Below are 23,948 nucleotides of genomic sequence, written 5' to 3' on the forward strand. Positions count from 1 at the left end.
TCCCCGCGTCGGTGTCAGAGCGCCGGTTCCACAACGTCGTGGTACCTGCGCGTCACCTGTTCGATCACCTCGTCGAAGTCCGCCGCCCAGATGGCCGCGTTGAAGATCTCCACCTCGACGTCCCCCGAGTACCCAGTCGCCGCGACGTGCCGGGTCAGGCGGTCCAGGTCGATGTCGCCGTCGCCGGGATAACCGCGTCCCAGCAGGACGTCCGCGGGCACCGGCGTGAGCCAGTCACACACCTGGTACGACGCGATGTGCGGTCCCGCGCGCACGATCTGCGCGTCCAGATCGGGGTCCCACCACACGTGCAGCGCGTCCACGACGACGCCGACCGACTCGTGCCGTTCGGCGATGTCCAGCGCCTGCGCCAACGTCGACAGCACGCCGCGGTCCGCGCAGAACACCGGGTGCATCGGTTCGAGCGCCAGGACCACGCCCGCCTGCGCCGCGTACACCGACAGTTCCGCGATGGCGTCGGCAACGCGCTGACGTGCGCCGACGAGGTCCTTGTCGGCCGCCACTCCCCCGACCACCATGACCAGCGTGTCGGTGCGCAACGCCGCCGCCTCGTCGATCGCGCGGCGGTTGTCGTCCAGCGCGCTCCGGTTGTCCACCGCCGTGAGGAACCCGCCGCGGCACAACGAGGACACCCGCAGCCCGGCGTCCGCGACGAGTTTGGCGGTGCGCTCCAAGCCGTGGTCCGCCACCGGTTCACGCCACAGGCCGATCGACTCGATGCCGTGCCGCGCACACCCGTCGACGGCCTCCGCGACCGTCGCGCGTTTGATGGTGGCCTGGTTCAGCGAGAGGCGAGCCATTGGCGCCACCGCCGTTCCGCGAACTCCGGTTCGATCACTCCGGCGATCTCCGCGAGCCGTTTCGCCTCGGCCAGGTGCTCGACGCTGCGCGCCGATTCCAGGCCGCCGAGGAGTTCGAACCGTTCCTGATGCCCTGCCAGCCACGCCAAGAACACCACGCCCGTTTTGTAGTAGTAAGTCGGGGCGCTGAACAGATGGCGGGACAACGGGACCGTCGGCGCCATGATCCGGTGGAACTCGGCGGTGTCGCCCTTGGCCAGTTCCGCCAGGGCACGGGCCGCCACCGGCGCGATCGGGTCGAAGATGCCGAGCAGCGCGTGACTGTGGCCCTGCTCGTCGCCCGCGATCAGGTCCGGGTAGTTGAAGTCGTCGCCGGTGTAGCAGCGGACGCCGTCCGGCAACGCGCGCCGCAGCCCGATCTCGTGGTCGGCGTCGAGCAGCGAGACCTTCACGCCGTCGACCTTGTCCGGCCGCGAGTGGATGATCTCCAGGAAGTTCCTGGTGGCCTGGGGGATCTCGGCGGAACCCCAGTACCCCTCCAGCTTCGGATCGAACGCCGTGCCGAGCCAGTGCAGGATCACCGGTTCGCTGACGCGGTCGAGCAACGTGCCGTAGACCTTCTCGTAGTCCTCGGGACCACGGGCCGCCGCCGCGAGCTGCCGAGAGCACATCAGCACGGGCTGCGCGCCGGCCTCCTGGACGACGTCGAGCTGTTCCAGGTAGGCGTTGAGCACGTCGTCGAGGCTCGGCTCACCGGTGAGGTGATCGGTGGCGACGCCCGCGCAGATCCGGCCGGTCTTCTCGGCGGCGCTGCGGCGGATGAGCTCGGCGGCCGTCGGCCAGTCCAGGCCCATGCCGCGTTGCGCGGTGTCCATGGCCTCCGCGACACCCAGGCCGTGCGACCACAGGTGGTGCCGGAACGCGAGAGTCGCGTCCCAGTCCACCGTGCTCTCGTCCTTCGCCACTACGTGTGCCGCGGCGAACACGATCCGGCTAGACATCGGCGATCTCCACTCGGCGACCCTCCGAAGAGGACTGCAGACCGGCCGCCGCGAGCGCGACACCCCGTGCCCCGGCGCGGAAGTCGTGCGGGAACGGCGTGCCGTCGTAGACGTGCCGCAGGAACTCCGCCCACTGCACCTTGAAGCCGTTGTCGAACTCCTCGTTGTCCGGCACCTGCTGCCACTGGTCGCGGAACGGGTGCGTGACCGGCAGGTCCGGGTTCCACACGGGCTTCGGCGTGACGGCGCGAGGCTGCACGAAGCACTCCCGCAGCCCCGCGACCGCACTCCCCTCGGTGCCGTCCACTTGGAACTCCACCAGCTCGTCGCGGCGCACCCGCACGCACCAGGACGAGTTGATCTGGGCGATCACCCCGTTCGCGATCTCGAAGATCCCGTACGCGGCGTCGTCCGCGGTGGCCTCGTAGGCGTTGCTCTGCTCGTCCCACCGGGTTGGAATGTGCGTCACGGCCTTCGCGGTGACGGCCTCGACCCGGCCGAACAGGTCGTGCAGCAGGTAGCTCCAGTGGCAGAACATGTCCGAGACGATGCCGCCGCCGTCGTCTGCCCGGTAGTTCCAGCTCGGGCGCTGCGCGGGCTGCCAGTCGCCCTCGAAGACCCAGTAGCCGAACTCGCCGCGCACGCTGAGGATCCGGCCGAAGAAGCCGCCGTCGATCAGGCGCTTGAGCTTGCGGATGCCCGGCAGGTACAGCTTGTCCGCCACCACGCCGTGCCGCAGGCCGCGCGCGTCGGCCAGGCGCGCGAGCTCCAGCGCCTGCTCGACCGTGTCGGAGACGGGCTTCTCGGTGTACACGTGCTTGCCGGCCTCGAGCGCCTTCGTGATCGACTCGACGTGCCTCGACGTGACCTGCGAGTCGAAGTAGACCTCCACGGACGGGTCCGCGAGCGCCGCGTCGAGGTCCGTCGTCCAGCGCGCGAGGTCGTGCCGCTCGGCGATCTCCTTGAGCTTGTCCGCGTTGCGGCCCACGAGGACCGGTTCCACCTTCAGCACGGTCCCGTCCTGCAACCGCACGCCCTCGTCGCGCAACGGCAGCAGTGAACGGACCAGGTGCTGGCGGTATCCCATCCGCCCCGTGACGCCGTTGACCGCCACGCCAATGGTCCTGACTGCCATCGCACCTCCCTGGTAGCAGCGCTGGAAAGCGCTTTCCCGCCACGCTAATCGCGGTGCTTCACGGCCGTCAACCTCCTCGCGAGTTAGTCTCAGCGCTCACATGCACGTTGACGGAGGTGGTCGTGTCCGCCCGACAGGTGACGCTCGCCGAGGTGGCGAAGCAGGCGGGTGTGTCGCTGGCGACCGCTTCTCGCGTGCTCAACGGCAGCACGCGGCAGGTGAGCGAGGACCTGAGCGAACGGGTCCTGCGCACCGCTGAGGAGCTCGGCTACGTGCCGAACGCGTCCGCACAGGCGCTCGCTCGAAACTCCAGCTCGCTGGTCGGGCTGGTGGTGCACGACATCACGGACCCGTACTTCTCGTGCATCGCGGCCGGGGTGACGCGGGTGGCCGAGGCCGCCGGACTCTCGGTCGTCCTCGGCACGACGGGGCGCCGTCCAGAGCGTGAGGCGGAGCTGCTTTCCACTCTGCGTGCGCATCGGGCTCGTGCGGTGGTGCTGGCCGGGTCCCGGACCACGGACCGCGCCGCGCAGGCCCGGCTCGCGGCGGAGATCGACGCGTTCACCGAGCAGGGTGGGCGTGTCGCGTGCGTGTCGCAGGCGAAGCTCCGCACCGACACGGTCGTTCCTGGCAACCGCGCGGGTGGTCGCGCGCTCGCCCGTGCGCTGACCGGGCTAGGGCACAAGAAGTTCGCCGTATTGGGTGGACCTTCCGAGCTCGTGGTGGCCCGCGACCGGCTCGCCGGGTTCAAGGCCGGTCTCGCGGACGCCGGGATCGCGCCGCCGGTGGTGGTCAACGGCGCCTTCACCCGTGACGGCGGGTATGCCGCCGCGATGGAGCTGCTGGGGTCGAAATCGCGTGCTACCTGCGTGTTCGCCGTGACGGACGTGATGGCGATGGGTGCGATGGCGGCGCTGCGCGAACGAGGTGTACGCGTGCCGGAGGACATCTCGATCGCCGGGTTCGACGACATCCCGACGCTGCGCGACACGGTGCCGGCGTTGTCCACCGTGCGGCTGCCGCTGGAGGAGATGGGCGAGATCGCCGCAGGTCTCGTGCTGGACGCCGGGGGTGACGAGGCCCGCACCGTCCGGGTGGCGGGTGAGGTGGTGCTCAGGGCGTCGACTGCCCACAATTAGACTCGTCTGGCTATTCACGTACTTAGTCATGAGGAGTTGAGCCGTCCCCATGGGGTCTGGCCCTGGCTGGCATACCAACCCGGTCATCCGCTCGCTTGGAGCGCGTAGGTGACCGGAATACTTCTGAGCGTGCTCGGTCTGCTCGCCGTCGTGGCGCTGACCGCGGGCACCTTCATCGCGGTGGCGGCGGAGTTCTCGCTGACCGCGCTGGAACGGAGCACCGTCGAACGCCACGTCGCCGAGGTCGGCGACGCGAAAGCGCGGACCATCGACCGTGCTCATCGCACTCTCTCGTTCCAGCTCTCCGGCGCACAGCTCGCCATCACCCTGACCACGCTGATCACCGGTTACATCGCGGAGCCCGCGATCGCGAACCTGATCGAGCCCGGGCTCACCGCCGTCGGCGTGTCCGAGCCGGTGGCCGACTGGTTGTCGCTGGCGCTGGCGCTGGCGATCGCCACGGCGTTGTCGATGGTGTTCGGCGAGCTCGTGCCCAAGAACCTGGCGATCGCGAAGCCCCTGGAGACCGCGCGAGGCGTGGTCAGCATCCAGGCGGGGTTCTCGACGGTCTTCCGCTGGCTGATCAACTGGATGAACAACTCCGCGAACTGGCTGGTGCGGCGCCTCGGCGTCGAACCGGTCGAGGAGCTGGCGTCCGCGCGGTCACCGGAGGAGCTCGGCGCGCTGGTGCGCACGTCGGCGGAGCACGGCACGCTGGACCAGGGCACCGCGGTGCTGCTGGACCGGTCGCTGCGCTTCGGCGACCGGACCGCGGGCGAGCTGATGACGCCGCGCGTGCAGATCGAGGCGTTGCGCGCCGACGCGACCGTGGCGGACCTCGTGATGAAGGCGCGGCAGACCGGTTTCTCGCGGTTCCCGGTGCACAACGGGTCGCTGGACGAGGTGAGCGGCATCGTGCACGTCAAGCAGGCGTTCGCCGTGCCGTCCGCACTGCGCGTGTCCACTCCCCTGTCGGCGCTGACCCGGCCCGTGTACTCGGTGCCGGAGACGCTCGAGGGTGACGCCCTGCTGGACCGCCTGCGGGCGTCCGGGCTGCAGACCGCGCTCGTCGTGGACGAGTACGGCGGCACGGCCGGCATGGTGACGCTGGAGGACGTGGTCGAGGAGATCGTCGGCGACGTCCGTGACGAGCACGACCGCGGTGAGGCCGCGCCGGTGCGCTCGCTGGGAGCGGACAGCTGGATCGTGTCCGGGCTGCTGCGCGACGACGAGGTGGCCGAGGCGACCGGGTTCCTGATGCCCGAGGGTGACTACGAGACGCTGGCCGGCCTGGTGCTGGCGCGGCTCGGGCGGATCCCGGACGTCGGCGACGAGATCCGCGTCGACGGGTGGAGGGTGACCGTCATGAGGATGGACAAGCACCGCGTGGCCGAGCTGCGGGTGGTGTCGTCCTCATGAACTTCCTCATCATCCTCTTCCTGCTGGCGGGCAACGCGTTCTTCGTCGGTGCCGAGTTCGCGGTGATCACCGCGCGCCGGGACCGGCTGGAGGCGTTGGCGGACAAGGGGTCCGCCAGGGCCCGTACCGCGATCAAGGCGTCGCAGGAGCTGCCGTTGCTGATCGCGGGCGCGCAGCTGGGCATCACGCTGTGCTCGCTGGGCCTCGGTGCCATCGCCGAACCTGCTCTGGCTTCTGTGCTGGAGGGGCCCCTCGGCGCCGTCGGGTTGCCGTTGGCCGTGGTGCACGGTGTGGCGTTCGCGGTGGCGTTGGTCATCGTTGTCGCCCTGCACACGATCCTCGGCGAGATGGTGCCGAAGAACCTCGCCATCGCCGGTCCCGAACGGGCCGCGGTGTGGCTGGTCCCCGTGCACTACGGGTTCTCGCGGATGATCGCGCCGGTGCTGGCGCTGTTCAACGCCGTGGGCCGGTGGGTGCTGCGCCGGTTCGGCGTGGAGCCGGTCGACGAGCTGGAGTCGGCCTACACGCCGGACGAGCTGGCGTTGCTGATCGGCCAGTCCCGCTCGGAGGGGCTGCTGGAGGACTCGGAACACCGGCGGCTGACGCAGACGTTGTCGTCCGCCGCACGCACGGTGGCCGACGTCCTGGTGCCGCTGGAGAAGCTGACGACGGTGTCGGCCACGCCGACCGTCGGTGAGATCGAGAACGTGGTCGCCACGACCGGGTTCTCGCGTTTCCCGGTGCTCGCCGAGGCGGGGCTGATCGGGTACCTGCACGTCAAGGACGTGCTGGACCTGGAGGGCGCGGAGACGTCGGTGCCGCGGGACCGGGTGCGCGGCCTGCCCGACGTGCCCGTGAGTGCTCGGCTGGACGAGGCCTTGGCCGCGTTGCGCCGGGCCCAGTCGCACCTCGCGCGCGCAGTGGGGGCAGACGGCACCGTGATCGGTGTCGTGGCGTTGGAGGACCTGGTGGAGGAGTACGTGGGCACCGTTCGTGACGGCACCCACGTGCGCTGGGTCTAGCGGCTTTCGCCGGGGGCTGTGCGGATCTCGAGCATCGTGCAGCCCTCGTCCGTCCGGTACGGGCCGTGGGGCATGCCGGGTCGGCGGCTCGCGAAGTCGCCTGCCCGGAACGTCCTGCCGAGCGTCAGGTCGGTGAGCTCGCCTTCCAGCAGGTAGACCTCTTCGTGGTAGTCGTGACGGATCACGCCCCGGGTCTCCAGACCTGGTTCCCAGCGCGCGATCCTGGTGAGGGTCGAGGTGTCCGGGTCGCGGCTCAGGACCCGTTCGGTGACGCCCGGATCGGCCGGGCGCCAGTCGATCGCCGCGACCGGGAAGAACTCGTGTTCCTCGCGCATCACAACCTCCGGTTCGCGAGCACGGGCAGCTTCGCGCGGACCTCGTCGACCAGGTGGACGTCCACATCGGACACGATCGTGCCGGGGGCGCCGCCGAGTCGCTCGCGCACGGAGCCGATCGGGTCGACGACGGCGCTGTGGCCGATTCCCGTGGGGGCGGAACCGTGGTCGGCGTTCGGGTCTGCCTGGTCGCAGGCGAGGACCCACGACGTCGCGTCCAGCGCACGGGCCTGGACCAGCAGGTCCCACTGGGCGGCCTTGCCGGGGCCCGCTCCCCAGGAGGCGCCGAGCAGGATGACGGGCGCCGTGGTGGCCAGGGCGCGGAAGAGTTCGGGGAACCTGACGTCGTAGCAGGTCGCGAGGCCGATCGTGGTGCCGTCGACCTCGAACGTCACCGGCTTCTCGCCGGGCGTGACGGCGTCGGACTCGCGGAAGCCGAACGCGTCGAACAGGTGGATCTTGTCGTAGCCGAGGTGCAGGCCGGCGCCGGTGACGAGGGTCGTGTTGGTGACCCTGTCGCCCTCGCCCGGCGTGAACATGCCGGCGACCACGACGACGTCGTGCTCGTCGGCGATGTCGCGGACCGCAGTGGCCCACGGGCCGTCGAGCGGTTCGGCGATCGGCTTCAGCGGCACGCCGAAGCGGCACTGAGTGGCTTCCGGGAAGTGCACCACGCGTGCGCCGTTTGCAGCAGCAGTCGCCACTTCGGCGCGGACGGTGGCAAGGTTCTCCTGCGGATCAGCCGTGGAGCTGATCTGGCACAACGCGAAGCGCATGATCCTCCTCTGGTATACATGTTGTATGCAGGGTGCAGACAGCTTGTCTGGCAGAGAAAAGGCCTACGAGTTCCTCAAGGACACGATTCTCGCCGCCCCTGAGATGCAGGGGCGGTTCATCAGCGAGCAGGACGTCGCCAACCAGATCGGCGTCTCCCGCACGCCGATCCGCGAGGCCCTGCTGCTGCTCGCGGCCGAAGACCTCGTGCAACTCGTGCCGAAGAAGGGTGCTTACGTCGCGCCGTTGTCCTCGCGGCAGATCAGCGAGCTGATGGAGCTGCGCGGCGTCGTCGAGCGGTACGCGGCCGAGCGCACGATGACCGAGGGCACCGTTCCGTTGCGGAAGATGCAGGAGCTCATCGAGCAGCAGCGGTTCCTGGTCGAGGACCCTCGGCAGTTCATCGACGTCGACAGGCAGTTCCACGCGCTTCTGGTGGCGGCGACGGGCAACGAGCTGCTGACGAAGACCTACGAGGGGTTGCGCGCACGGCAGGTGCGCGCGGGTGTGGTCGCGTTGTACCGGGCGCACGGCAGGCAGCAGGCCGTCATCCACGAGCACGACGAGATCGTGGCCGCGCTCGAGTCCGGAGACGTCGGCGCGGCCACCGCGGCGATCACCGCTCACTTGGACACCACGTTGAAGGTGCTGCTCAACGGCTGAACGTCAGGCCGGATCTCGTCTTCCGGCCGAGGGTCGCGGCCGAGCCAGAGCCCGACCAGCGTCACCACGCACGCCACCGTGACGTACAGGCCGACGACCACCCACGTGCCGAACCCGGCCAGCAGCGCGGTGAAGAGCAACGGGGCGATGGCGCCGCCGATCACACCGGCCAGGGTGTAGGCGAGCGAGCTTCCCGTGTAGCGCAGGCGTTCGCTGAACTGCTCGGAGATGAACGCGGCCTGCGGTCCGTACATGAACGCGTGGAACCCGAGTCCCACCACGACGCCGAGCACGATCAGCGGCCACGACTTCGTGTCGATGAGCGGGAACAGCACGAACGGCCACACCGCGCCGAGGACCGCGGCCACCGCATAGAGGCCGCGGCGGTTGACCTTGTCGGACAGCCAGCCGGCCAGCGGCATCAGGAACAGCTGGAAGCCCGAGGCGATCAGCACGGCGACGAGACCGACGTTGCGCGGCAGCTTCAGCTGGGTCGTGAGGTAGGTCAGCACGAACACGGTGTGCAGCGCGTACAGCACGTCCGGGCCGACGCGGCACAGCACGGCGGCGATGAGCGGCCGGGTCTGCGTGCGGAACACCTCGCTGATCGGCGCGGTCGGGCGGTCGCCGCGTGCCTCGATCGCCTTGAAGACCGGCGTCTCCTCCAGCTTGACCCGGATCCACAGGCCGAAGATCACGAGCACCGCGGACAGCAGGAACGCCACGCGCCAGCCCCACGACATGAACGCGGCGTCCGACAGCGCGACGCCGAGGAGCGCGAGCACGCCGTTCGCCATCAGGTTGCCGGCGGGCGGGCCGATCTGGGCGGCGCTCGCCCAGAAACCGCGTTGCTCCGGCTTGCCGTACTCGCTGGACAGCAGCACCGCGCCGCCCCACTCACCGCCGAGCCCGACGCCCTGCGCGAACCGGAGCACCACGAGCAGGACACCGGCCGCGGGACCGATCGCGGCGTGCGTCGGCAGCAGACCGATCAGCAGCGTCGCGATGCCGGTGATCAGCAACGTCGTGACGAGCACGCGTTTGCGGCCGATCTTGTCGCCGAGCCGGCCGAACAGGAACCCGCCGAGCGGCCGGGACAGGTACCCGACGGCGTACGTCGAGAACGCGAGCAGCGTCGCGGTCAGCGGCTCTTCGCTGGGGAAGAACAACGGGCCGAGCACGACGGCCGCGGCGACGTTGTAGATCGCGAAGTCGTACCACTCCAGGGCGGTACCGGAGAGCGAGGCCACGAACGCCCGTACCAGGGCGGAGCGAGGTACGTCCTGTGGCGTCGGTGTCGTTGCTGTGTGGGGCGGCATGCGGTAATACTGCCTGTATACAACTCGTATGCGCAAGGAGTACCGGATGTCTACTGCTCGTACACAGCTCGCCACGCTGGTCTTCGACCTTCCAGACGGCAGCACCGCCGAGGTCGCCGTCACGACCTTGCTCAACGGCGGATACGCAGGTCGCAGCCAGGACGACGTAGCCGCTCACGTGCGCGAACTGGCCGAACTGGGCGTGCCGGCGCCGTCCGTGACGCCGAGCCTCTACCCCGTGTCGCCGTACCTCGCGCAGCAGACCTCGACGGTTCCCGCGCAGCACGGCAAGACGTCCGGCGAAGCCGAGTGGGCGCTCGTGGTCACTGACTCAGATGTCCTGCTGACCGTCGCATGCGACCACACGGACCGCGCGCTGGAGGTGCACGGCGTCGCGTGGAGCAAGAACGCCGGCCCGGACGTGCTGGGCCGCAAGGCGTGGCGGCTGTCCGAGGTGGCGGACCGGATCGACACGATCGAGCTCACCGCGTGGGCGGACGGCGTGGAGATCCAGCGCGGCACCCTCGCCGAGCTGCTGACCCCGCAGTACTGGGTGGACCGGCTGCGCGAGCTCGGTCAGCTCAAGCCGGGCACGGTGCTGCTGTCCGGCACGATCCCGATGCACCACGGCGTCGACCAGTTCGCGTCGAAGTGGCGAGTCGAACTGCGCGACCCGGCCACCGGCGACGTCATCGACTGCGACTACGAGGTCACCAGGCTGCCCGACCCCATCGGCTGAGCCGGTGTGCGACCGGCGGACCCGCGTCGATCCGGCGGTCGCCGCGTTCGACGCACCTGTGAAGGACACGACACAGGGAGGCACAAGATGGGCAAGGTCTACACCGCTCGCTGGAGGGCCCGCTCTCGGTAATTGAGAGCGACTCCGTCACGCACCTGCGCTACAAAGTGAAGTATGAAGCTCCGGAGACTGGGTGACGCTGACGCGGCGGAGCTGTTCCAGGCCGTCACGGAGTCGCTCGCGCATCTGAGCCTGTGGATGCCGTGGGCAGCCAACGGCTACGACGCGGCGATGCTCGCGGAGTTCCTCGACGGAGCCGCGACGGGCTGGGACAACGGGACGCTGTTCCCCCATGCCATCACCGTCGACGACGCGATCGTCGGTCTGGTGACCGCGAACCGGAACCACGGGGACGATCTCGTGGAGATCGGCTACTGGCTCCACCCCGCACACACCGGACAGGGCCACGCCACGGCGGCGACCGCCGAACTGGTCGAGTTCGCGTTCGCGCTGGAAGGCGTGCGCAGGATCCAGATCTGGCACGACGAGGCCAACGTCGCGAGCAGCGGTGTGCCGCGGCGCCTCGGGTTCACCGAGATCGACCGTCGCACACCGCCGCGCGAACCCGCGATCGGCAACCGCGTCGGGGTGGACGTGGTGTGGGAGCTGCGCCGCTAGGGAACGATCTCCAACTGCGCCATCATCCCGATCCACGAGTGCTCCAGGAAGTGGCAGTGGTAGACGTAGCGGCCGGTGTAGCCGGTGAACGTCGCCTGCACCTTCACCGTCTCCCCCGCCGTGATCGGGATGGTGTCCTTGAGGCCCGCGTCGCTCGGGTGGGGCGGGCCACCGTTGCGCTCCAGCACGCGGAACTGCACCAGGTGCAGGTGGAAGTTGTGCTTGACGCCGGTCGGGTCGGAACTCTTGATGAGCCAGGTCTCGGTGGCGCCGCGTTTGATGGTGAAGTCGACGCGGTCCATGTCGAAGACCTTGCCGTTGATCACGCCGTCCGGCCGGTCGTTGGGCTTGAAGACGTAGAACAGGTCGACCTCGCGGTCCACTGTGGACAGCGGCATCGAGGGCAGCGGGCGCAGGACGGCCGGGACGCGGCTCGAGTCGGAGGCGCGGCGGACCACGTCGAAGCGGAGGATCTCGCCGCCCACGGAGTCGGTGAGCGTGACCTTCGAGCCGACCGGGTACTTCGAGAAGTCGACGACGACGTCGGCGCGTTCCGCTGATGAGAGAAGGATTTCCTCCGTCTCCACGGAGTTGGCGTACAGGCCGCCGTCGGAGCCGATGCGGGTGAACTTGTCGCCGGTCAGCCGGAGGTGGAAGATCCGCTGGTTGGCCGTGTTGATCAGGCGGAAGCGGTACTTGCGGGCGGCGACCTCGAAGTAGGGCTGCGGCACGCCGTTGGCGAGGACAGTGGTGCGCTTGGACGGGTCGTCGAAGACCACGATGTTGCCGCTGTCGTCGAACTGGATGTCGCGCAGCATGATCGGGACGTCGTAGGCGCCGGACGGGAGGTTCAGGCCGCGTTCGGAGTCGTCCTCGATCACGTAGGCGCCGTGCAGTCCCAAGTAGACGTGCGCGGCCTCGGTGCCGTGGCTGTGGTCGTGGTACCAGAGGGTCGTGCCCTGCTGGGAGTTCGGGTAGAGGTAGAGGCGGGTGCGGCCCGGCTCGATCAGGTCCCTCGGATGACCGTCGTGCTCCGGTGGCACGTGGCCGCCGTGCAGGTGGACGTTCGCGGCCTCGTCCATCTTGTTCTGGAACATGATCAGGGTCTTGCGGCCCGTCTTGGCCTTGATCGTCGGGCCGACGAACTGACCGCCGAAGCCCATGACCGGCGACTGCAGGCCGGGCAGGACCTCGGCTGTCGTGCGTTCGATCGAGAGCTGGTAGACCTCCTGCTTGGAGGTCGACACCAGTGGTTTGAGCACGGGTGGCACGGGCATCGGCCGTGTCCACGGGACTATCTCGGGTCTGGCGCCGGAGAACGTCTTCGACTCCTGGAACGCCACCGGCACGTGCTCGGTGTGCGTCGCGCTCTCGTGCCCCTCGGCCGGCGCGAGCAGCTTCGGCACGCCGAACACGCCCGCCGCGATTCCGCCCGCGGCGAGCACACCTCGTCTGTTGAGCATCGCTGTTCCCCTAAGCGCCCCAGGCGGATGCGATCAGGAGAACGCTCCCGCAGCGGTTGGATTGCGGCGGAAACCTACGCCGGGCGCTCAGGGGTAACACCTAGTTCTCCGATGGTCCCGCGTGTGCAGGGCCGACCGTCTCAAGAGGCCAGTGAGGCCTTCACCGCACGGGTGCGCTCGTCGGCGAGCACTTCCTCATCACCGTTCTGAATCGCTTGCAGCACTTGCGAAACGACATCCTCCGGGCTGGTCTTCGGTCCGGTCTGGTCCGCGGCCATGTCGGTGTCGATGAAGCCGACGTGCACACCGATGACGTTGGTTCCCTGCTCCCGCAACGCTTCCCGGGTCGACCTGGTGAGCGACCAGCCCGCGGCCTTCGACGCCGCGTAGCCGCGCCAGGCCGGGCGGCCGATCCACGACGCGATGCTCAGCACGTTGACGAGCGCGCCGCCGCCATTGGCTTTCAGAATGGGCGCGAAGGCGTCCGTCGTCCGGACGAGCCCGTAGAAGTTGACCTCGAATTCTGCCTTGATGCTGTCAACGTCCTCGCCCGCGACGAGCACGCCGGCGTTGTTGATGAGGATCGAGACGTCTCCGAGCTCCTTGGCTGCGGCCGCGACGGACGCGTCGTCGGTCACGTCCAGCTGGACCGGGACGACGCCCTCGTCCACCACGGACGCCGGGTTGCGCGCACCGCCGTAGACCTTCACCCCGCGCTTGGCGAACTCCTGCGCGAACGCCCTGCCGAGCCCGCGGTTCGCCCCGGTCACCAGCACCGCTGCACCGTTGAAGTCCATCACTACCTCCTAAGTTGGCTTTCCCAACTCACGTTAGCGAGGTAAGTTGGATTTGCCAACTCACTGATAGGATGGTCACATGGCACCTCGAAGCTGCTCCGTGGCGAACGCACTGGAGGTCGTGGGCGAGCGCTGGTCACTGCTGGCGTTGCGCGAGGTCTTCTTCGGCAACACGCGGTTCGACCAGATCGCGGCGAACACCGGCGCGTCCCGCGACGTGCTGACCGTGCGGCTGAAGAAGCTGGTCGCGACAGGTCTGCTGGAGAAGCACCAGTACTCGGACCACCCGCCACGGCACGAGTACCACCTGACGGACACGGGGCGAGCGCTGCACAACGTGTTTCTGACCCTCAAGGAGTGGGGCGACACCTACGTGACGCAGGGGCCCCTCCCGCTCGTGTACGAGCACTCGTGCGGCGCTGTGCTGGAGCCACGTGTGGTGTGCGCGGCGTGCGGCGAGGAAGCCACACCGGAGTCGTTGACTCGTGCGGCGGAGCTGACCCACTAAGTTGGGCGGCATGAGTGAGGACGACGAGGACGAGTTCGCCGAGGACGACGACTTCGAGGACGAGGAAGACCCGGACGACCTCTTCGCCGTCACGCCGGAGCCGCGCACGGTCTGTCACCTGTGCGGGGGCGCGAGCTACATCGCCGCGCCGACGCTCGCGATCATCGGTGGCGCGCCGCGGACCGTGGACAACGGGCGGGAGTGCCCGCACTGCGCCGGCGCGCGGACGTTCACCGGGCTCGTGCCGCCCCTTTAGCCCTGTTCTCGGCGTGCCAGTCGAGGAACTCGGGTACCGAGAGGCGCGCGATCTCGTCGGCGATGACGTCCAGGGCCAGATCAGAGGTCCGCTTGAAGCGCACGCAGGCCTTGCCCATGTCGAGCTTCTTGCCGGTCTCCGCCCACCGGGCGCGGAAGGACTCCTCGAACTTGTCCATCACCGTGGTCAGGTAGACGGCGTAGTAGCGCTTCTGGGCGGCCAGGGCGGCGTAGAGGAGCGGCTGCTTGTTGTAGGTAGGGCCGCTGACCTCCAGCGGCACCGCGTACGTGATCATTCCCCAGGCCATCTCCTCGACGTAGCCGCCGGGGAGGTTCGCGAGGACGACGTCGCGCACGATCTCGATCTCGGCACGCTGCTCATCAGGCAGTTCTGCGAGGTACTGGGCGACCGTGGAGGCCTGGCTCTTCACCATTCGCGTACGGTAATCGCTCGTGGAGGTCCTGTCCCGAGCCCGATGGCACGAACTGCGCGATTCGCACGTCGCCCGCATCCGCCGGTTCACCGGGCCGCATCAGGAGCGGAAGCTTCGCAAAGAGAAGCACCCCGTCATGGACTTCCTCTTCACGTACTACAGCCATCGGCCCGTGCGGCTCGAACGGTGGCATCCCGGGCCCGGCGTCGTTCTCGAGGACGCGGCGGAGTACCTGGAGTTTCCGCACTACAAGCAGGTCGAGGACGGCGTCACGCTCGACGTCGGGAGTTTCGTCGGGCAGCGGGCGAAGACGCTGGAGTTCGTGGAGGCGTTGCTCACGGCGACGCTCTCCAGGCCCGCGCGGCTCGGCTGCTTCGGGCTGCACGAGTGGGCGATGGTCTACCGGCAGCAGCCGGAGGAGGTCCGGCACAACGCGTGGCCGTTGCGCCTGGGCAGTGACGGCACGGACCAGGTGGTCGAGGCGAGCCGGATCCAGTGCGGGCACTTCGACGCGTTCCGGTTCTTCACGCAACCCGCTCGGCCGCGTAACGCTCTGCAGCCCACTCGCGACGAACAGTTGCTGAACGAACAACCGGGGTGTCTGCACGCGAACATGGATTTGTTCAAGTGGGCCTATAAAATGGAGCCCGCAACACCTTCGGATCTCGTGGCCGACTGCTTCGAACTGGCCGCTGACGTGCGCGAACTCGACATGCAGGCCTCGCCGTACGACCTGGCGGGACTCGGGTACGGGCCGGTGCGGATCGAGACGCCGGAGGGGCGTGCGGAGTACGTACGGCGGCAGTCCGAGTTCGCTGAGCGGGCACGACCGTTGCGAGAACGGCTCATCTTCGTTTGCCAGTCGATACATGGAGTGACTTCACTTCGCTGACGAAGTTCACCTGTTAGCGTGATTGGCGGTCGTCGGGGGCCGCTGAGTAGTTGTGAGGGATCGATGTCTCGACACCGCGCTCTGCGGGCGAAGGTGAAGCGCGGAATCGCCAAGTGGCCCGTGCTCATCGTCGTGCTCGTGGTGCTGCTTGGTCTCAGCTGGCTCGCACTGTCGTGGGCCGGCGGAGTGCTCGACAAGCGCTCTCAGGCATTGGCGCAGGACTGCAGCGAGGGTGATTCGGTGCTGCGTGTGGCCGTGACGCCCAGCGTCGCGGAGGCCGTGAGGGACGTTGCGCGCGCGTACAGCGCGACACGGCCCGTGGTGTACGACCACTGCATCGCCATCGAAGTAACTTCCGCGGACTCCTCCGCGGTGCTGGAAGGCCTGACGACGACCTGGGACGAGTCGAAGCTCGGCAAGCGCCCCCACGCGTGGCTTCCCGACTCGACGCTCTGGGCCAACCGCCTGACCGCGCTGAACGCGAAGCTGGTCGGCTCGGCACCGAAGTCCATCGGCACGTCGCCGGTGCTGCTCGCCGTGCCCGAGGCCGCCGCACCGGTGCTGAAGGCGTTCCGCTGGTCGGACATGCCCGCGGTGACGGACTGGTCCAAGTTCGGCCAGTCCTGGGGCCGGTTCAGCGTCGCCATGCCCGACCCGGCCGCGAACACCGCCTCCGCACTCGCCATCCAGTCGGCGCTCGCCGGCGGCGTGGGTCCCGTCACGCCGGAGTCGCTCGGCTCGGACGCCTCGAAGTCCGCGCTGACCAAGCTCGCGGCCACCGTGCCCCCGGAGGTCCCGCCGACGACGCGCGACGCGTTGCGGCGCCTGGGAGACAGCGCGACGGTCAACGCGGCGGGCTTCTCGGCGACGCCGGTGTCCGAAGTGGACCTGTTCAAGCACAACACGGGCAAGGAGGCCCCGTCGAAGCCGCTGGTGGGCGTGCTGCCCGCCGGACCGGCCCCGGTGGCGGACTTCCCGTACGTCGCACTCGGCGGCACCGAGGTCGGCGAGGCCGAAGTCCGTGCCGCACAGGCGTTCCGCGACTTCATGACCGAGCCCGAGCAGCAGGCCATCCTGGCGCGCGGCGGGCTGCGCGTCGAGTCCACTCAGGACCGTCCGACGCCCTCGCCCGGCGTGTCCTGGTCCCCCGTCACGGAGAACCTGGTGGCCGCCGACGCGACGACCACGCAGCAGATCTCCTCGGCCTGGGCGTCCGCGGACCGCGGCGGCCAGGTCGTCACGGTGCTGACCGACGTCTCCACGTCGATGAAGTCCAAGCTGGACAAGGTGAAGGCGGCCCTGCGCGGCCAGGTCGACAGGTCGGTGTCCGGTTCGTTCGGGCTGTGGGAGTTCGCCCGCGACCTCGACGGCTCGAAGCCGCACAAGCTGCTGGTCTCGACCGGTCCGGTCGCGGAGAAGCGCGACGCGTTGCGCAGGTCGATCGACGGGCTCAAGACCGCGGAGGGTTCGCAGCTCTACAGCGCGCTGGCGGCCTGCTACGAGACGGCACACGACGGGTTCGTGGCCGGGCGGGTCAACCGGGTCGTGGTGATCACCGACGGCACCTCCGACGGCGGGATCGACCTGGCGGCGCTGAAGTCGCAGCTGCACGGGACGGATCTGCCGGTCAGCTTCATCGCGATCGGCGGTGACGTGGACAAGGCGGCGCTGACGGACATCGCGCAGACGACCGGTGGGTCGGTGTCGGTGGTGGAGAGCGTGGACGGGGTGGAGGCGGCGCTCGGTCAGGTGCTGTCGACGAAGGCCTGACCGAGGCGCGCGGCTCGTCGGTCAGGCGGCGTTGAAGCGGTCCGGGTCCGGGCCGGTGCGCGTGCCGTTGTCCAGTTCGGTGATCACGAGCATGTCGTCCTGGGCCAGCTCGAAGTCGAAGATGTCGATGTTCTCCTTGATCCGGTAGGGCGTGACGGACTTCGGGATCACGACGTTGCCCAGCTGGACGTGCCAGCGCAGCACGATCTGGGCCGGCGTCTTGTCGTACTTCTCGGCTAGGCCCGCGATGTCGGGTTCGCGCAGCAACGCGCCGCCCTGCGCGAGCGGTGACCACGCCTCGGTGACGATGCGGTGCGTCACGTGCACCTTGCGCATCTCTTCCTGTTGCAGCAACGGATGCAGCTCGATCTGGTTCACCGCCGGCGTGGTCGGGAACTCGTCGAACAGGCGCTGCAGGTGTCGCGTGTGGAAGTTCGAGACGCCGATCGCGCGCACGCGGCCGTCGGCGTAGAGCCGTTCCAACGCGCGCCACGTGTCCGCATAAAGGTCGCGTTTCGGGGTGGGCCAGTGGATGAGGTAGAGGTCGAGCACGTCGCGGCGCAGGCGGCGCATGCTCTCGTCGAAGGCGCGCAGCGTGGAGTCGTGGCCCTGGTCGGCGTTCCACAGCTTGGTCGTGATGAACAGGTCGGGGACGTCGGCGATCGCGTCGCCGACGCCCGACTCGTTTCCGTAGGCGGCAGCGGTGTCGATGCTGCGGTAGCCGGCCTCGATGGCGGTCGTGACCGCACCGGCCACCTGCTGCTCCGGCACCTGGTAGACGCCGAAGCCGAGTTGCGGGATCCGTACTCCGTTGTTCAACGAGATCAGCGGAACCATGCGGGTAGCTTCGCATCGTTGTAGACGTCGTGCATCGCCTTGATTGTCTCGACGAGTTCGTGTCTGACCTCGTTTGGTGCCAGCACTTCCACGTCCGCGCCGAATTTGAGCAGGTCAGCCACAGCGTGCCGGTTCGACTCCGTGGGGAAGCCGAACTCCTGGCCCGGCTCGGGTGCGGCGTCTCGAACGACGCGCGCCTGGTAGCCGCTGAGCAGGTACTGGGTCTTGTCCAGTCCGGCACGCGTCATGCGGACCATCACCCGCTCGCCGTACATGCGGGCCTCGAACTCCAGCGACCACTCGGCCCAGAACCGCGCGAGGTCGAAGTCGCCGGGACGGTCGAACGACTCGGGCGTGACCTGGAGCGCGAGCACGCGGGAGACCCGGTAGGTGCGGCCGCTGCCGACGAAGTACCAGGTGCCCGCCTTCAGCACGAGCCCGTACGGGTCGACCTCGCGCTCGACGGTCTGGTCGCCCCAGCGCTGGTAGGTCATCCGCACGCGGCGCTGCTCCCACACGGCGTCGGCGATCGTGGCGAGGTGCTCGGTGGGTTCGTCGCCGCGGAACCACGTCGGGGTGTCGAGGTGGAAGCGCTGGCGGATCTGCTCGGCCTTGCTGCGCAGCTCGGTCGGGAGCGCGGCGAGGAGCTTGAGCTGGGCCGCGGCCGCGAACTCCCCCAGCCCCAGCGCTTCGGCGGGTCCGGGGAGGCCGGCGAGGAACAACGACTGCGCCTCGTCGGTGGTGAGGCCGGTCAGCCGGGTGCGGTAGCCGTCGACGAGCTGGTAACCGCCCGCCGGGCCGCGGTCGGCGTAGATCGGGATGCCGGACGCGGACAGCGCCTCGACGTCGCGGTAGATCGTGCGCGGCGAGACCTCCAGCTCGGACGCCAGCTCGTCCGCCGTCATCCGGCCCCTGGACTGCAGGAGCAGGAGGACCTGGAGGAGTCTGCCGGATTTCATCTGCCAAACCTGACACGATCTGTCAGGAATTGCCAGCAGAGTGGTCCCCATGAAGGCAACCGGAACCATCGAAGTGAAGAGCTGGGACGAGAAGACCTGGGACGGCCGGTCGTACAAGGACGTCGAAGGACGCAAGCTCACCGAGGCGCACGTCCAGTTCGCGTACGCGGGCGACGTCAGCGGCGTCGGGAACTGCCGGTACCTCATGTACTACGGCGACGACGTGGCGTGGACTACCGCGCTGGAGGAGATCGTGGCCGACGAAGGCACGCTGGTGCTGCGGCACGTCGGCGCGTACCGGTCCTCTGTGGAGGCCGTCATCGAGGTCGTCGACGGCACCGGGAAGTACCTCGACGCGCGAGGTGCGGTGACGGTGGACTGGGCGGAGGATGGCAGCGGCACATACACCCTGGAGTACGAGGTCTGACCATGACCAACGCCCCCGTCTACGACGCGGCCAAGCACCGGATCACCACGCTCGTCGAGGGACGTGATCCGCAGACACCGGTGGCGGCGACGCCCGGCTGGTCGGTCAAGGACGTGGTGGCGCACCTCGCCGGCGGTCTGCGGGACTTCGTGGACCGCCGGTTCGACGGCGTCGAGTCGGGCGAGTGGGGCGAACGGCAGGTGCGCGACCGCCGCGACAACTCCCTGGCGGACGCGTTCGCCGAGTGGGACGCGAACCTCGCGCTGGCCCAGCCGTTGTTCGACACGCCGATGGGGCCGATCCTCGTGTCCGAGGTGATCGCGCACGAGCACGATCTCCGCGCGGCACTGGGGATCGCGGGCGATCGGGACGGCGCCGAGGTGCGCTCGGCACTGGTGCGGCCGTTGCAGCAGCTCGACCAGCGGATGCGGGAGAACGACGTGCCGGCGTTGCGGATCACGCTGGAGCACGGGGACCGCGTGCTCGGGCACGGCGAGCCGGCCGGGACGCTGCGGACGACGTCGTTCGAGCTGCTGCGGGCCATCGGCGGGCGGCGCTCTGCCGACCAGATCAAGGCGCTGGACTGGGACGGCGACCCGGACGTCTGGATCTCCTCGCTGGCCTTGTTCGGACGGCACCGGCCGGAGCCGTTCGAGGAGTAACTTCCCTCGGCGTGGACGACTGGCTCACCGACACCCGCGACTCCTACGACACGGTCGCGATCAGCTATGCCGAGCAGACGCGCGACCTCCTGGACGGCCTGCCGCACCTGCGGGCGGCGCTGCGGCTGTTCGCGGAGGAGGTGCGCGGTCCCGTCGCGGACGTCGGCTGCGGACCCGGCGCCATCACGGCGCTGCTGGACGGGCTCGGCGTGGACGCGTTCGGGATCGACCTCTCCCCCGCGATGATCGCGCTGGCCCGGCGGAACCACCCAGGGCTGCGGTTCGAGGTGGGGTCGATGACCGAACCGCTCCCAGACCAGGTCGGCGGGATCATCGCCTGGTGGTCGTTGATCCACGTGCCGGACGAGCTGGTGCCCGTGGTGTTCGGGCACTTCCGGGATGCGCTGCGGCCGGACGGGTTGCTGCAGCTCGGTTTCCACGTCGGCGACGAGTCGCGGTTGAAGACGCAGGGCTACGGCGGGCATCCGATGCGCGTGCACGTCCACCTGCGAAAGCCCGAGCGGGTCGCGGCGTGGCTGCGGGAGGCCGGGTTCACCGTCGAGGCGCAGTGGCTGCTCGGCGAGGACGGTGCGGTCGTGTTCGCACGGCGCGGGTGAGACCATTCGGCCGTGTCAGATGAACAGACGTGCCAGCGTTGTGGCGAGCCGGTGGAGCTGGAGAAGGAAGACTTCGAGCTGTTCGAGCGGATGCACCCCGACTGCTTCCACTTCGCGTTCGAGCACGACCTGAACAAGCCGGGCATCAGCGCCGACGAGAACTGCGGCGACGACGCCTGTCCCGTCGGGGCATGAAAAACGGGCGCACCCCCGAGTGCGCCCGTTTCCCCTCACGACCTCAGATCAGCTGCTGTACGCCGAGAGCGGCGGGCAAGAGCAGACCAGGTTGCGGTCGCCCTTCGCGCCGTCGATGCGGCGGACCGGCGGCCAGATCTTCGGAGCACCTGTACCGGCCGGGAACACGGCCTCCTCGCGGGTGTACGGGTGGTTCCACTCGCCCACGGTCACGCAGGCCGCGGTGTGCGGGGCGTTGCGCAGCGGGTTGTCCTCGACGGACCACTCGCCGGCGCCGACCTTGTCGATCTCGCCCTTGATGGCGATCATCGCGTCGATGAACCTGTCGATCTCGGCCAGGTCCTCGGACTCGGTCGGCTCGACCATCAGGGTGCCGGCGACAGGGAACGACATCGTCGGGGCGTGCAGGCCGTAGTCCGCGAGGCGCTTGGCCACGTCGTCCACCGTCACGCCGGTGGCCTTGGTGATCGGGCGCAGGTCGAGGATGCACTCGTGGGCCACGAAGCCGCCCTCGCCGGTGTAGAGGACCGGGTAGTGCTCGTCCAGGCGGCGGGCCACGTAGTTCGCGGCGGCCACGGCGGTCAGGGTCGCGCGGCGCAGGCCGTCGCCGCCCATCATGCGCACGTACGCCCACGAGATCGGCAGGATCGACGCGGAACCCCACGGGGCAGCGCTGATCGGGCCGACGCCCGTGGCGGGGCCGGCGGTCGGCTGCAGCGGGTGGTTCGGCAGGAACGGGGCGAGGTGGGACTTCACGCCGATCGGGCCGACGCCGGGGCCACCGCCGCCGTGCGGGATGCAGAACGTCTTGTGCAGGTTCAGGTGCGAGACGTCCGAGCCGAACTTGCCGTAGCGGGCCAGGCCAATGAGCGCGTTGAGGTTCGCGCCGTCGACGTACACCTGGCCGCCAGCGTCGTGGACCAGGCCGCAGACCTCGCGGACGGTGTCCTCGTACACGCCGTGGGTCGACGGGTAGGTGATCATGATCGCGGCGAGGTCGTCGGCGTGCTCGGCGACCGTGGAACGCAGGTGGCCCATGTCGATGTTGCCCTTGTCGTCGCACTTCACGACGACGACGCGCATGCCGGCCATGACGGCGGACGCGGCGTTGGTGCCGTGCGCGGACGACGGGATCAGGCAGACGTCGCGGTCGGCGTTGCCGTTCGCGCGGTGGTAGGCGCGGATCGCCAGCAGGCCGGCGAACTCACCCTGCGAACCGGCGTTGGGCTGCAACGACACCGCGTCGTAGCCGGTGACCTCGGCGAGCCAGGCCTCCAGGTCCGAGACGATCTTCAGCAGACCGGCGGCGTCCTCGACGGGCGCGAACGGGTGCAGCGTCGAGAACTCCGGCCACGTGATGGACTCCATCTCCGCGGTGGCGTTCAGCTTCATCGTGCAGGAGCCGAGCGGGATCATGCTGCGGTCCAGCGCGACGTCCTTGTCCGACAATGCGCGCAGGTAGCGCAGCAGCGCGGTCTCGGAGCGGTGCGCGTGGAAGACCGGGTGGGTCAGGTAGTCCGAGGTGCGGCGCAGGTCGGCCGGGATGGCGTCGGCGGTGTCGCCGTCGATCGCGTCCACATCGGACCCGGTGACGCCGAACGCCTCCCACACCGCGACGATGTGCGCGCGCGTGGTCTTCTCGTCGCAAGCGATTGCGACGACGTCGTCGTCGACCTTGCGGAGGTTGATGCCGGCCTCGCGCGCCTTCGCGACGACAGCGGCGGCCTGCCCCTCGACCCGCACCTGGACGGTGTCGAAGAACTCGCCGTGCACGACCTCGAGACCGGCCTCGCACAGGCCCGTGGCGAGCACGGTGGCCAGGCGGTGCACGCGGGTCGCGATCGACCGCAGGCCCTCGGGACCGTGGTAGACGGCGTACATGGACGCGATCACGGCCAGCAGCACCTGCGCGGTGCAGATGTTCGACGTGGCCTTCTCGCGGCGGATGTGCTGCTCGCGCGTCTGCAGCGCGAGGCGGTAGGCCAGCGAGCCGTCGGAGTCGACGGAGACACCGACGAGACGGCCGGGCAGCTGACGCTCCAGACCGGACCGGACGGCCATGTACCCGGCGTGCGGGCCACCGAAGCCGATCGGCACGCCGAAGCGCTGCGTGGTGCCGACGACGACGTCCGCGCCGATCTCACCGGGAGCGCGCAGCAGCGTCAGAGAAAGAAGATCGGCGACGACGACGGCCTGTGCACCGGCGGCGTGGATCTCCTCGATCAACGCGGCCTGGTCGCGCACGACACCGGAGGCGCCGGGGTAGGACAGCAGCACGCCGAAGAAGTCACCGCCGAGGCCGAGACCCTCGATGCCCTGCGACAGGTCGGCGACGACGATCTCGATGCCCAGCGGCTCGGCGCGCGTCTCGATGACGGCCAGCGTCTGCGGCAGCGTGTCGGAGTCGATGACGAACTTGTTCGACTTGGACTTGCCCGCGCGGCGCACCAGCGTCATCGCCTCGGCGGCGGCGGTCGACTCGTCCAGCATGGACGCGTTCGCGACCGGCAGGCCCGTCAGGTCGCCGACCATCGTCTGGAAGTTCAGCAGCGCTTCAAGACGGCCCTGCGAGATCTCCGGCTGGTACGGCGTGTACGCGGTGTACCAGGCGGGCGACTCCAGCACGTTGCGCAGGATCACGCCCGGCGTCACGGTGTCGTAGTAGCCCAGGCCGATCATCTGCGTCATCGGGCGGTTCTGGGACGCGAGCTCGCGCAGCTCCGCGAGCGCCTCGGTCTCGGTGGCCGGGGCGGGCAGGTCCAGCACGAGGTCGCGCTCGTGAATGGACGAAGGCACCGCGTGCTGAGCCAGCTCCTCGAGCGACCCGACGCCGATGACGTCGAGGATGCGCGCGAGTTCGGCGGGGCGCGGACCGACGTGGCGGTCGGCGAACGGGGTGCCGTGCTCGAGAGCGGCGAGCGGAATGCGGTCCTGCGTCATCAAACGCCTCCGGGGTGGCTGCGGGCACACGGGTCCTGTGCCCTCCCCGCTCTGTCCGTACCCGATGTCGGGCGCCTGAGAGGTTCACCCACAACAGAGTGGGCTTTCACCGTCGGCGGGATCCCGGGGGATCCACTTTCCAGAGGC

The 23,948-nt window shown here is 69.2% G+C and carries 26 protein-coding genes and 1 riboswitch; of the genes, 14 read left to right on the forward strand and 12 right to left on the reverse strand.

Translation table 11 applies throughout. The annotated features are described in order from the left end of the window. Positions 1–14 precede the first annotated feature (14 nt). From ACSHWB_RS02070 to ACSHWB_RS02080, 3 genes are read right to left on the reverse strand one after another with little or no spacing between them, the layout of a single operon-like run. Positions 15–821, reverse strand: a complete 807-nt coding sequence (locus ACSHWB_RS02070) for a sugar phosphate isomerase/epimerase family protein (RefSeq protein ID WP_439660385.1) — start codon at positions 819–821, stop codon at positions 15–17. Further along, a complete protein-coding gene (locus ACSHWB_RS02075; protein WP_439660386.1) occupies positions 803–1,822 on the reverse strand; it encodes a dihydrodipicolinate synthase family protein in 1,020 nt (339 codons plus the stop codon). The genes ACSHWB_RS02070 and ACSHWB_RS02075 overlap by 19 nt, the downstream gene beginning before the upstream one ends. Beyond that, a complete protein-coding gene (locus ACSHWB_RS02080) occupies positions 1,815–2,957 on the reverse strand; it encodes a Gfo/Idh/MocA family protein (RefSeq protein WP_439660387.1) in 1,143 nt (380 codons plus the stop codon). Before ACSHWB_RS02080 ends, ACSHWB_RS02075 begins: the two co-directional genes overlap by 8 nt. 122 nt (positions 2,958–3,079) lie before the next feature. Here ACSHWB_RS02080 and ACSHWB_RS02085 point away from each other — a divergent pair, with 122 nt between their 5' ends. The 3 genes from ACSHWB_RS02085 (at position 3,080) to ACSHWB_RS02095 (ending at position 6,537) form a co-directional block, all read left to right on the forward strand. Beyond that, positions 3,080–4,096, forward strand: a complete 1,017-nt coding sequence (locus tag ACSHWB_RS02085; protein WP_439660388.1) for a LacI family DNA-binding transcriptional regulator — start codon at positions 3,080–3,082, stop codon at positions 4,094–4,096. A gap of 108 nt (positions 4,097–4,204) precedes the next feature. Then, a complete protein-coding gene (locus ACSHWB_RS02090) occupies positions 4,205–5,515 on the forward strand; it encodes a hemolysin family protein (protein ID WP_439660389.1) in 1,311 nt (436 codons plus the stop codon). Continuing rightward, the gene (locus ACSHWB_RS02095) at positions 5,512–6,537 is read left to right on the forward strand and encodes a hemolysin family protein (RefSeq protein ID WP_439660390.1); all 1,026 of its coding nucleotides are present in this window, start codon (positions 5,512–5,514) and stop codon (positions 6,535–6,537) included. The genes ACSHWB_RS02090 and ACSHWB_RS02095 overlap by 4 nt, the downstream gene beginning before the upstream one ends. Here ACSHWB_RS02095 and ACSHWB_RS02100 read toward each other — a convergent pair. Further along, entirely contained in the window at positions 6,534–6,872 is a 339-nt protein-coding gene (locus ACSHWB_RS02100) for a cupin domain-containing protein (protein WP_439660391.1), read from the reverse strand. The genes ACSHWB_RS02095 and ACSHWB_RS02100 overlap by 4 nt on opposite strands. Further along, a complete protein-coding gene (locus ACSHWB_RS02105; RefSeq protein ID WP_439660392.1) occupies positions 6,872–7,648 on the reverse strand; it encodes a carbon-nitrogen hydrolase family protein in 777 nt (258 codons plus the stop codon). Before ACSHWB_RS02105 ends, ACSHWB_RS02100 begins: the two co-directional genes overlap by 1 nt. A 43-nt stretch (positions 7,649–7,691) precedes the next feature. On the opposite strand from ACSHWB_RS02105, the gene ACSHWB_RS02110 reads away from it, so the two are divergent. Then, positions 7,692–8,309 carry a GntR family transcriptional regulator gene (locus tag ACSHWB_RS02110; protein WP_439660393.1) on the forward strand — a complete coding sequence of 206 codons (618 nt, stop codon included), beginning with the start codon at positions 7,692–7,694 and terminating at the stop codon, positions 8,307–8,309. On the opposite strand, the gene ACSHWB_RS02115 is transcribed toward ACSHWB_RS02110, so the two are convergent. Beyond that, positions 8,270–9,628, reverse strand: coding sequence for an MFS transporter (locus ACSHWB_RS02115; protein ID WP_439660394.1), 1,359 nt, complete (start codon positions 9,626–9,628; stop codon positions 8,270–8,272). The two genes, ACSHWB_RS02110 and ACSHWB_RS02115, sit on opposite strands and share 40 nt — an antisense overlap. A gap of 46 nt (positions 9,629–9,674) precedes the next feature. Between ACSHWB_RS02115 and ACSHWB_RS02120 the strand changes: the two genes are divergently transcribed. Then, positions 9,675–10,367 (forward strand): DUF2848 domain-containing protein, encoded by a 693-nt coding sequence (locus ACSHWB_RS02120; protein ID WP_439660395.1) that lies wholly within the window; start codon positions 9,675–9,677, stop codon positions 10,365–10,367. A 174-nt stretch (positions 10,368–10,541) separates the two neighbouring features. Beyond that, the gene (locus ACSHWB_RS02125; protein WP_439660396.1) at positions 10,542–11,045 is read left to right on the forward strand and encodes a GNAT family N-acetyltransferase; all 504 of its coding nucleotides are present in this window, start codon (positions 10,542–10,544) and stop codon (positions 11,043–11,045) included. Here the strand turns inward: ACSHWB_RS02125 and ACSHWB_RS02130 are convergent. Further along, on the reverse strand, positions 11,042–12,508 hold the full coding sequence (locus ACSHWB_RS02130; protein ID WP_439660397.1) for a multicopper oxidase family protein: 1,467 nt from the start codon (positions 12,506–12,508) through the stop codon (positions 11,042–11,044). The genes ACSHWB_RS02125 and ACSHWB_RS02130 overlap by 4 nt on opposite strands. A 140-nt stretch (positions 12,509–12,648) precedes the next feature. Further along, complete coding sequence (locus ACSHWB_RS02135; RefSeq protein ID WP_439660398.1) at positions 12,649–13,305, reverse strand: SDR family oxidoreductase; 657 nt, start codon at positions 13,303–13,305, stop codon at positions 12,649–12,651. A gap of 79 nt (positions 13,306–13,384) precedes the next feature. On the opposite strand from ACSHWB_RS02135, the gene ACSHWB_RS02140 reads away from it, so the two are divergent. Together ACSHWB_RS02140 and ACSHWB_RS02145 are read left to right on the forward strand one after the other, a co-directional pair. Next, positions 13,385–13,813, forward strand: coding sequence for a winged helix-turn-helix transcriptional regulator (locus ACSHWB_RS02140; protein ID WP_439660399.1), 429 nt, complete (start codon positions 13,385–13,387; stop codon positions 13,811–13,813). A 10-nt stretch (positions 13,814–13,823) separates the two neighbouring features. Continuing rightward, entirely contained in the window at positions 13,824–14,069 is a 246-nt protein-coding gene (locus ACSHWB_RS02145; RefSeq protein WP_093604692.1) for a hypothetical protein, read from the forward strand. Here ACSHWB_RS02145 and ACSHWB_RS02150 read toward each other — a convergent pair. Continuing rightward, positions 14,044–14,502 carry a DUF1801 domain-containing protein gene (locus tag ACSHWB_RS02150; RefSeq protein ID WP_439660400.1) on the reverse strand — a complete coding sequence of 153 codons (459 nt, stop codon included), beginning with the start codon at positions 14,500–14,502 and terminating at the stop codon, positions 14,044–14,046. The genes ACSHWB_RS02145 and ACSHWB_RS02150 overlap by 26 nt on opposite strands. A gap of 19 nt (positions 14,503–14,521) precedes the next feature. Between ACSHWB_RS02150 and ACSHWB_RS02155 the strand changes: the two genes are divergently transcribed. Both ACSHWB_RS02155 and ACSHWB_RS02160 read left to right on the forward strand, forming a co-directional pair. Then, positions 14,522–15,394, forward strand: a complete 873-nt coding sequence (locus tag ACSHWB_RS02155) for a 3-methyladenine DNA glycosylase (RefSeq protein WP_439660401.1) — start codon at positions 14,522–14,524, stop codon at positions 15,392–15,394. 63 nt (positions 15,395–15,457) lie between these two features. Next, positions 15,458–17,164, forward strand: coding sequence for a substrate-binding domain-containing protein (locus tag ACSHWB_RS02160; RefSeq protein WP_439660402.1), 1,707 nt, complete (start codon positions 15,458–15,460; stop codon positions 17,162–17,164). A gap of 21 nt (positions 17,165–17,185) precedes the next feature. On the opposite strand, the gene ACSHWB_RS02165 is transcribed toward ACSHWB_RS02160, so the two are convergent. Continuing rightward, positions 17,186–18,001: an aldo/keto reductase gene (locus ACSHWB_RS02165; protein WP_439660403.1), complete on the reverse strand. Its 816-nt coding sequence runs from the start codon at positions 17,999–18,001 to the stop codon at positions 17,186–17,188. Then, on the reverse strand, positions 17,989–18,960 hold the full coding sequence (locus ACSHWB_RS02170) for a helix-turn-helix transcriptional regulator (protein WP_439660404.1): 972 nt from the start codon (positions 18,958–18,960) through the stop codon (positions 17,989–17,991). Before ACSHWB_RS02170 ends, ACSHWB_RS02165 begins: the two co-directional genes overlap by 13 nt. A 49-nt stretch (positions 18,961–19,009) precedes the next feature. Between ACSHWB_RS02170 and ACSHWB_RS02175 the strand changes: the two genes are divergently transcribed. Genes ACSHWB_RS02175 through ACSHWB_RS02190 form a run of 4 tightly spaced genes read left to right on the forward strand, consistent with a single transcriptional unit; the run spans position 19,010 to position 20,861 of the window. Next, positions 19,010–19,387 (forward strand): DUF3224 domain-containing protein, encoded by a 378-nt coding sequence (locus ACSHWB_RS02175; protein ID WP_439660405.1) that lies wholly within the window; start codon positions 19,010–19,012, stop codon positions 19,385–19,387. A 2-nt stretch (positions 19,388–19,389) separates the two neighbouring features. Then, a complete protein-coding gene (locus tag ACSHWB_RS02180; RefSeq protein WP_439660406.1) occupies positions 19,390–20,049 on the forward strand; it encodes a maleylpyruvate isomerase family mycothiol-dependent enzyme in 660 nt (219 codons plus the stop codon). Between the two features lie 11 nt (positions 20,050–20,060). Further along, a complete protein-coding gene (locus ACSHWB_RS02185) occupies positions 20,061–20,666 on the forward strand; it encodes a class I SAM-dependent methyltransferase (protein WP_439660407.1) in 606 nt (201 codons plus the stop codon). 12 nt (positions 20,667–20,678) lie between these two features. Then, complete coding sequence (locus ACSHWB_RS02190; protein ID WP_439660408.1) at positions 20,679–20,861, forward strand: hypothetical protein; 183 nt, start codon at positions 20,679–20,681, stop codon at positions 20,859–20,861. Between the two features lie 48 nt (positions 20,862–20,909). Here ACSHWB_RS02190 and gcvP read toward each other — a convergent pair whose 3' ends face one another. Then, positions 20,910–23,801: an aminomethyl-transferring glycine dehydrogenase gene (gene gcvP, locus ACSHWB_RS02195; RefSeq protein ID WP_439660409.1), complete on the reverse strand. Its 2,892-nt coding sequence runs from the start codon at positions 23,799–23,801 to the stop codon at positions 20,910–20,912. A 49-nt stretch (positions 23,802–23,850) separates the two neighbouring features. After that, positions 23,851–23,946, reverse strand: a riboswitch (glycine riboswitch). Positions 23,947–23,948: the final 2 nt, after the last annotated feature.

This window comes from Lentzea sp. HUAS TT2, from assembly GCF_051853195.1.
GTDB lineage: Bacteria > Actinomycetota > Actinomycetes > Mycobacteriales > Pseudonocardiaceae > Lentzea.

Excerpts from the sequence above, each read along its gene's own strand:
- ACSHWB_RS02105 (WP_439660392.1), bottom strand. The coding sequence starts at position 7,648 with ATGCGCTTCGCGTTGTGCCAGATCAGCTCCACGGCTGATCCGCAGGAG.
- ACSHWB_RS02120 (WP_439660395.1), top strand. The coding sequence starts at position 9,675 with ATGTCTACTGCTCGTACACAGCTCGCCACGCTGGTCTTCGACCTTCCA.
- ACSHWB_RS02100 (WP_439660391.1), bottom strand. The coding sequence starts at position 6,872 with ATGCGCGAGGAACACGAGTTCTTCCCGGTCGCGGCGATCGACTGGCGC.
- ACSHWB_RS02160 (WP_439660402.1), top strand. The coding sequence starts at position 15,458 with ATGTCTCGACACCGCGCTCTGCGGGCGAAGGTGAAGCGCGGAATCGCC.
- ACSHWB_RS02150 (WP_439660400.1), bottom strand. The coding sequence starts at position 14,502 with ATGGTGAAGAGCCAGGCCTCCACGGTCGCCCAGTACCTCGCAGAACTG.
- ACSHWB_RS02080 (WP_439660387.1), bottom strand. The coding sequence starts at position 2,957 with ATGGCAGTCAGGACCATTGGCGTGGCGGTCAACGGCGTCACGGGGCGG.
- ACSHWB_RS02145 (WP_093604692.1), top strand. The coding sequence starts at position 13,824 with ATGAGTGAGGACGACGAGGACGAGTTCGCCGAGGACGACGACTTCGAG.
- ACSHWB_RS02180 (WP_439660406.1), top strand. The coding sequence starts at position 19,390 with ATGACCAACGCCCCCGTCTACGACGCGGCCAAGCACCGGATCACCACG.
- ACSHWB_RS02125 (WP_439660396.1), top strand. The coding sequence starts at position 10,542 with ATGAAGCTCCGGAGACTGGGTGACGCTGACGCGGCGGAGCTGTTCCAG.
- ACSHWB_RS02140 (WP_439660399.1), top strand. The coding sequence starts at position 13,385 with ATGGCACCTCGAAGCTGCTCCGTGGCGAACGCACTGGAGGTCGTGGGC.
- ACSHWB_RS02095 (WP_439660390.1), top strand. The coding sequence starts at position 5,512 with ATGAACTTCCTCATCATCCTCTTCCTGCTGGCGGGCAACGCGTTCTTC.
- ACSHWB_RS02175 (WP_439660405.1), top strand. The coding sequence starts at position 19,010 with ATGAAGGCAACCGGAACCATCGAAGTGAAGAGCTGGGACGAGAAGACC.
- gcvP (WP_439660409.1), bottom strand. The coding sequence starts at position 23,801 with ATGACGCAGGACCGCATTCCGCTCGCCGCTCTCGAGCACGGCACCCCG.
- ACSHWB_RS02135 (WP_439660398.1), bottom strand. The coding sequence starts at position 13,305 with ATGGACTTCAACGGTGCAGCGGTGCTGGTGACCGGGGCGAACCGCGGG.
- ACSHWB_RS02070 (WP_439660385.1), bottom strand. The coding sequence starts at position 821 with ATGGCTCGCCTCTCGCTGAACCAGGCCACCATCAAACGCGCGACGGTC.
- ACSHWB_RS02170 (WP_439660404.1), bottom strand. The coding sequence starts at position 18,960 with ATGAAATCCGGCAGACTCCTCCAGGTCCTCCTGCTCCTGCAGTCCAGG.
- ACSHWB_RS02075 (WP_439660386.1), bottom strand. The coding sequence starts at position 1,822 with ATGTCTAGCCGGATCGTGTTCGCCGCGGCACACGTAGTGGCGAAGGAC.
- ACSHWB_RS02115 (WP_439660394.1), bottom strand. The coding sequence starts at position 9,628 with ATGCCGCCCCACACAGCAACGACACCGACGCCACAGGACGTACCTCGC.
- ACSHWB_RS02130 (WP_439660397.1), bottom strand. The coding sequence starts at position 12,508 with ATGCTCAACAGACGAGGTGTGCTCGCCGCGGGCGGAATCGCGGCGGGC.
- ACSHWB_RS02165 (WP_439660403.1), bottom strand. The coding sequence starts at position 18,001 with ATGGTTCCGCTGATCTCGTTGAACAACGGAGTACGGATCCCGCAACTC.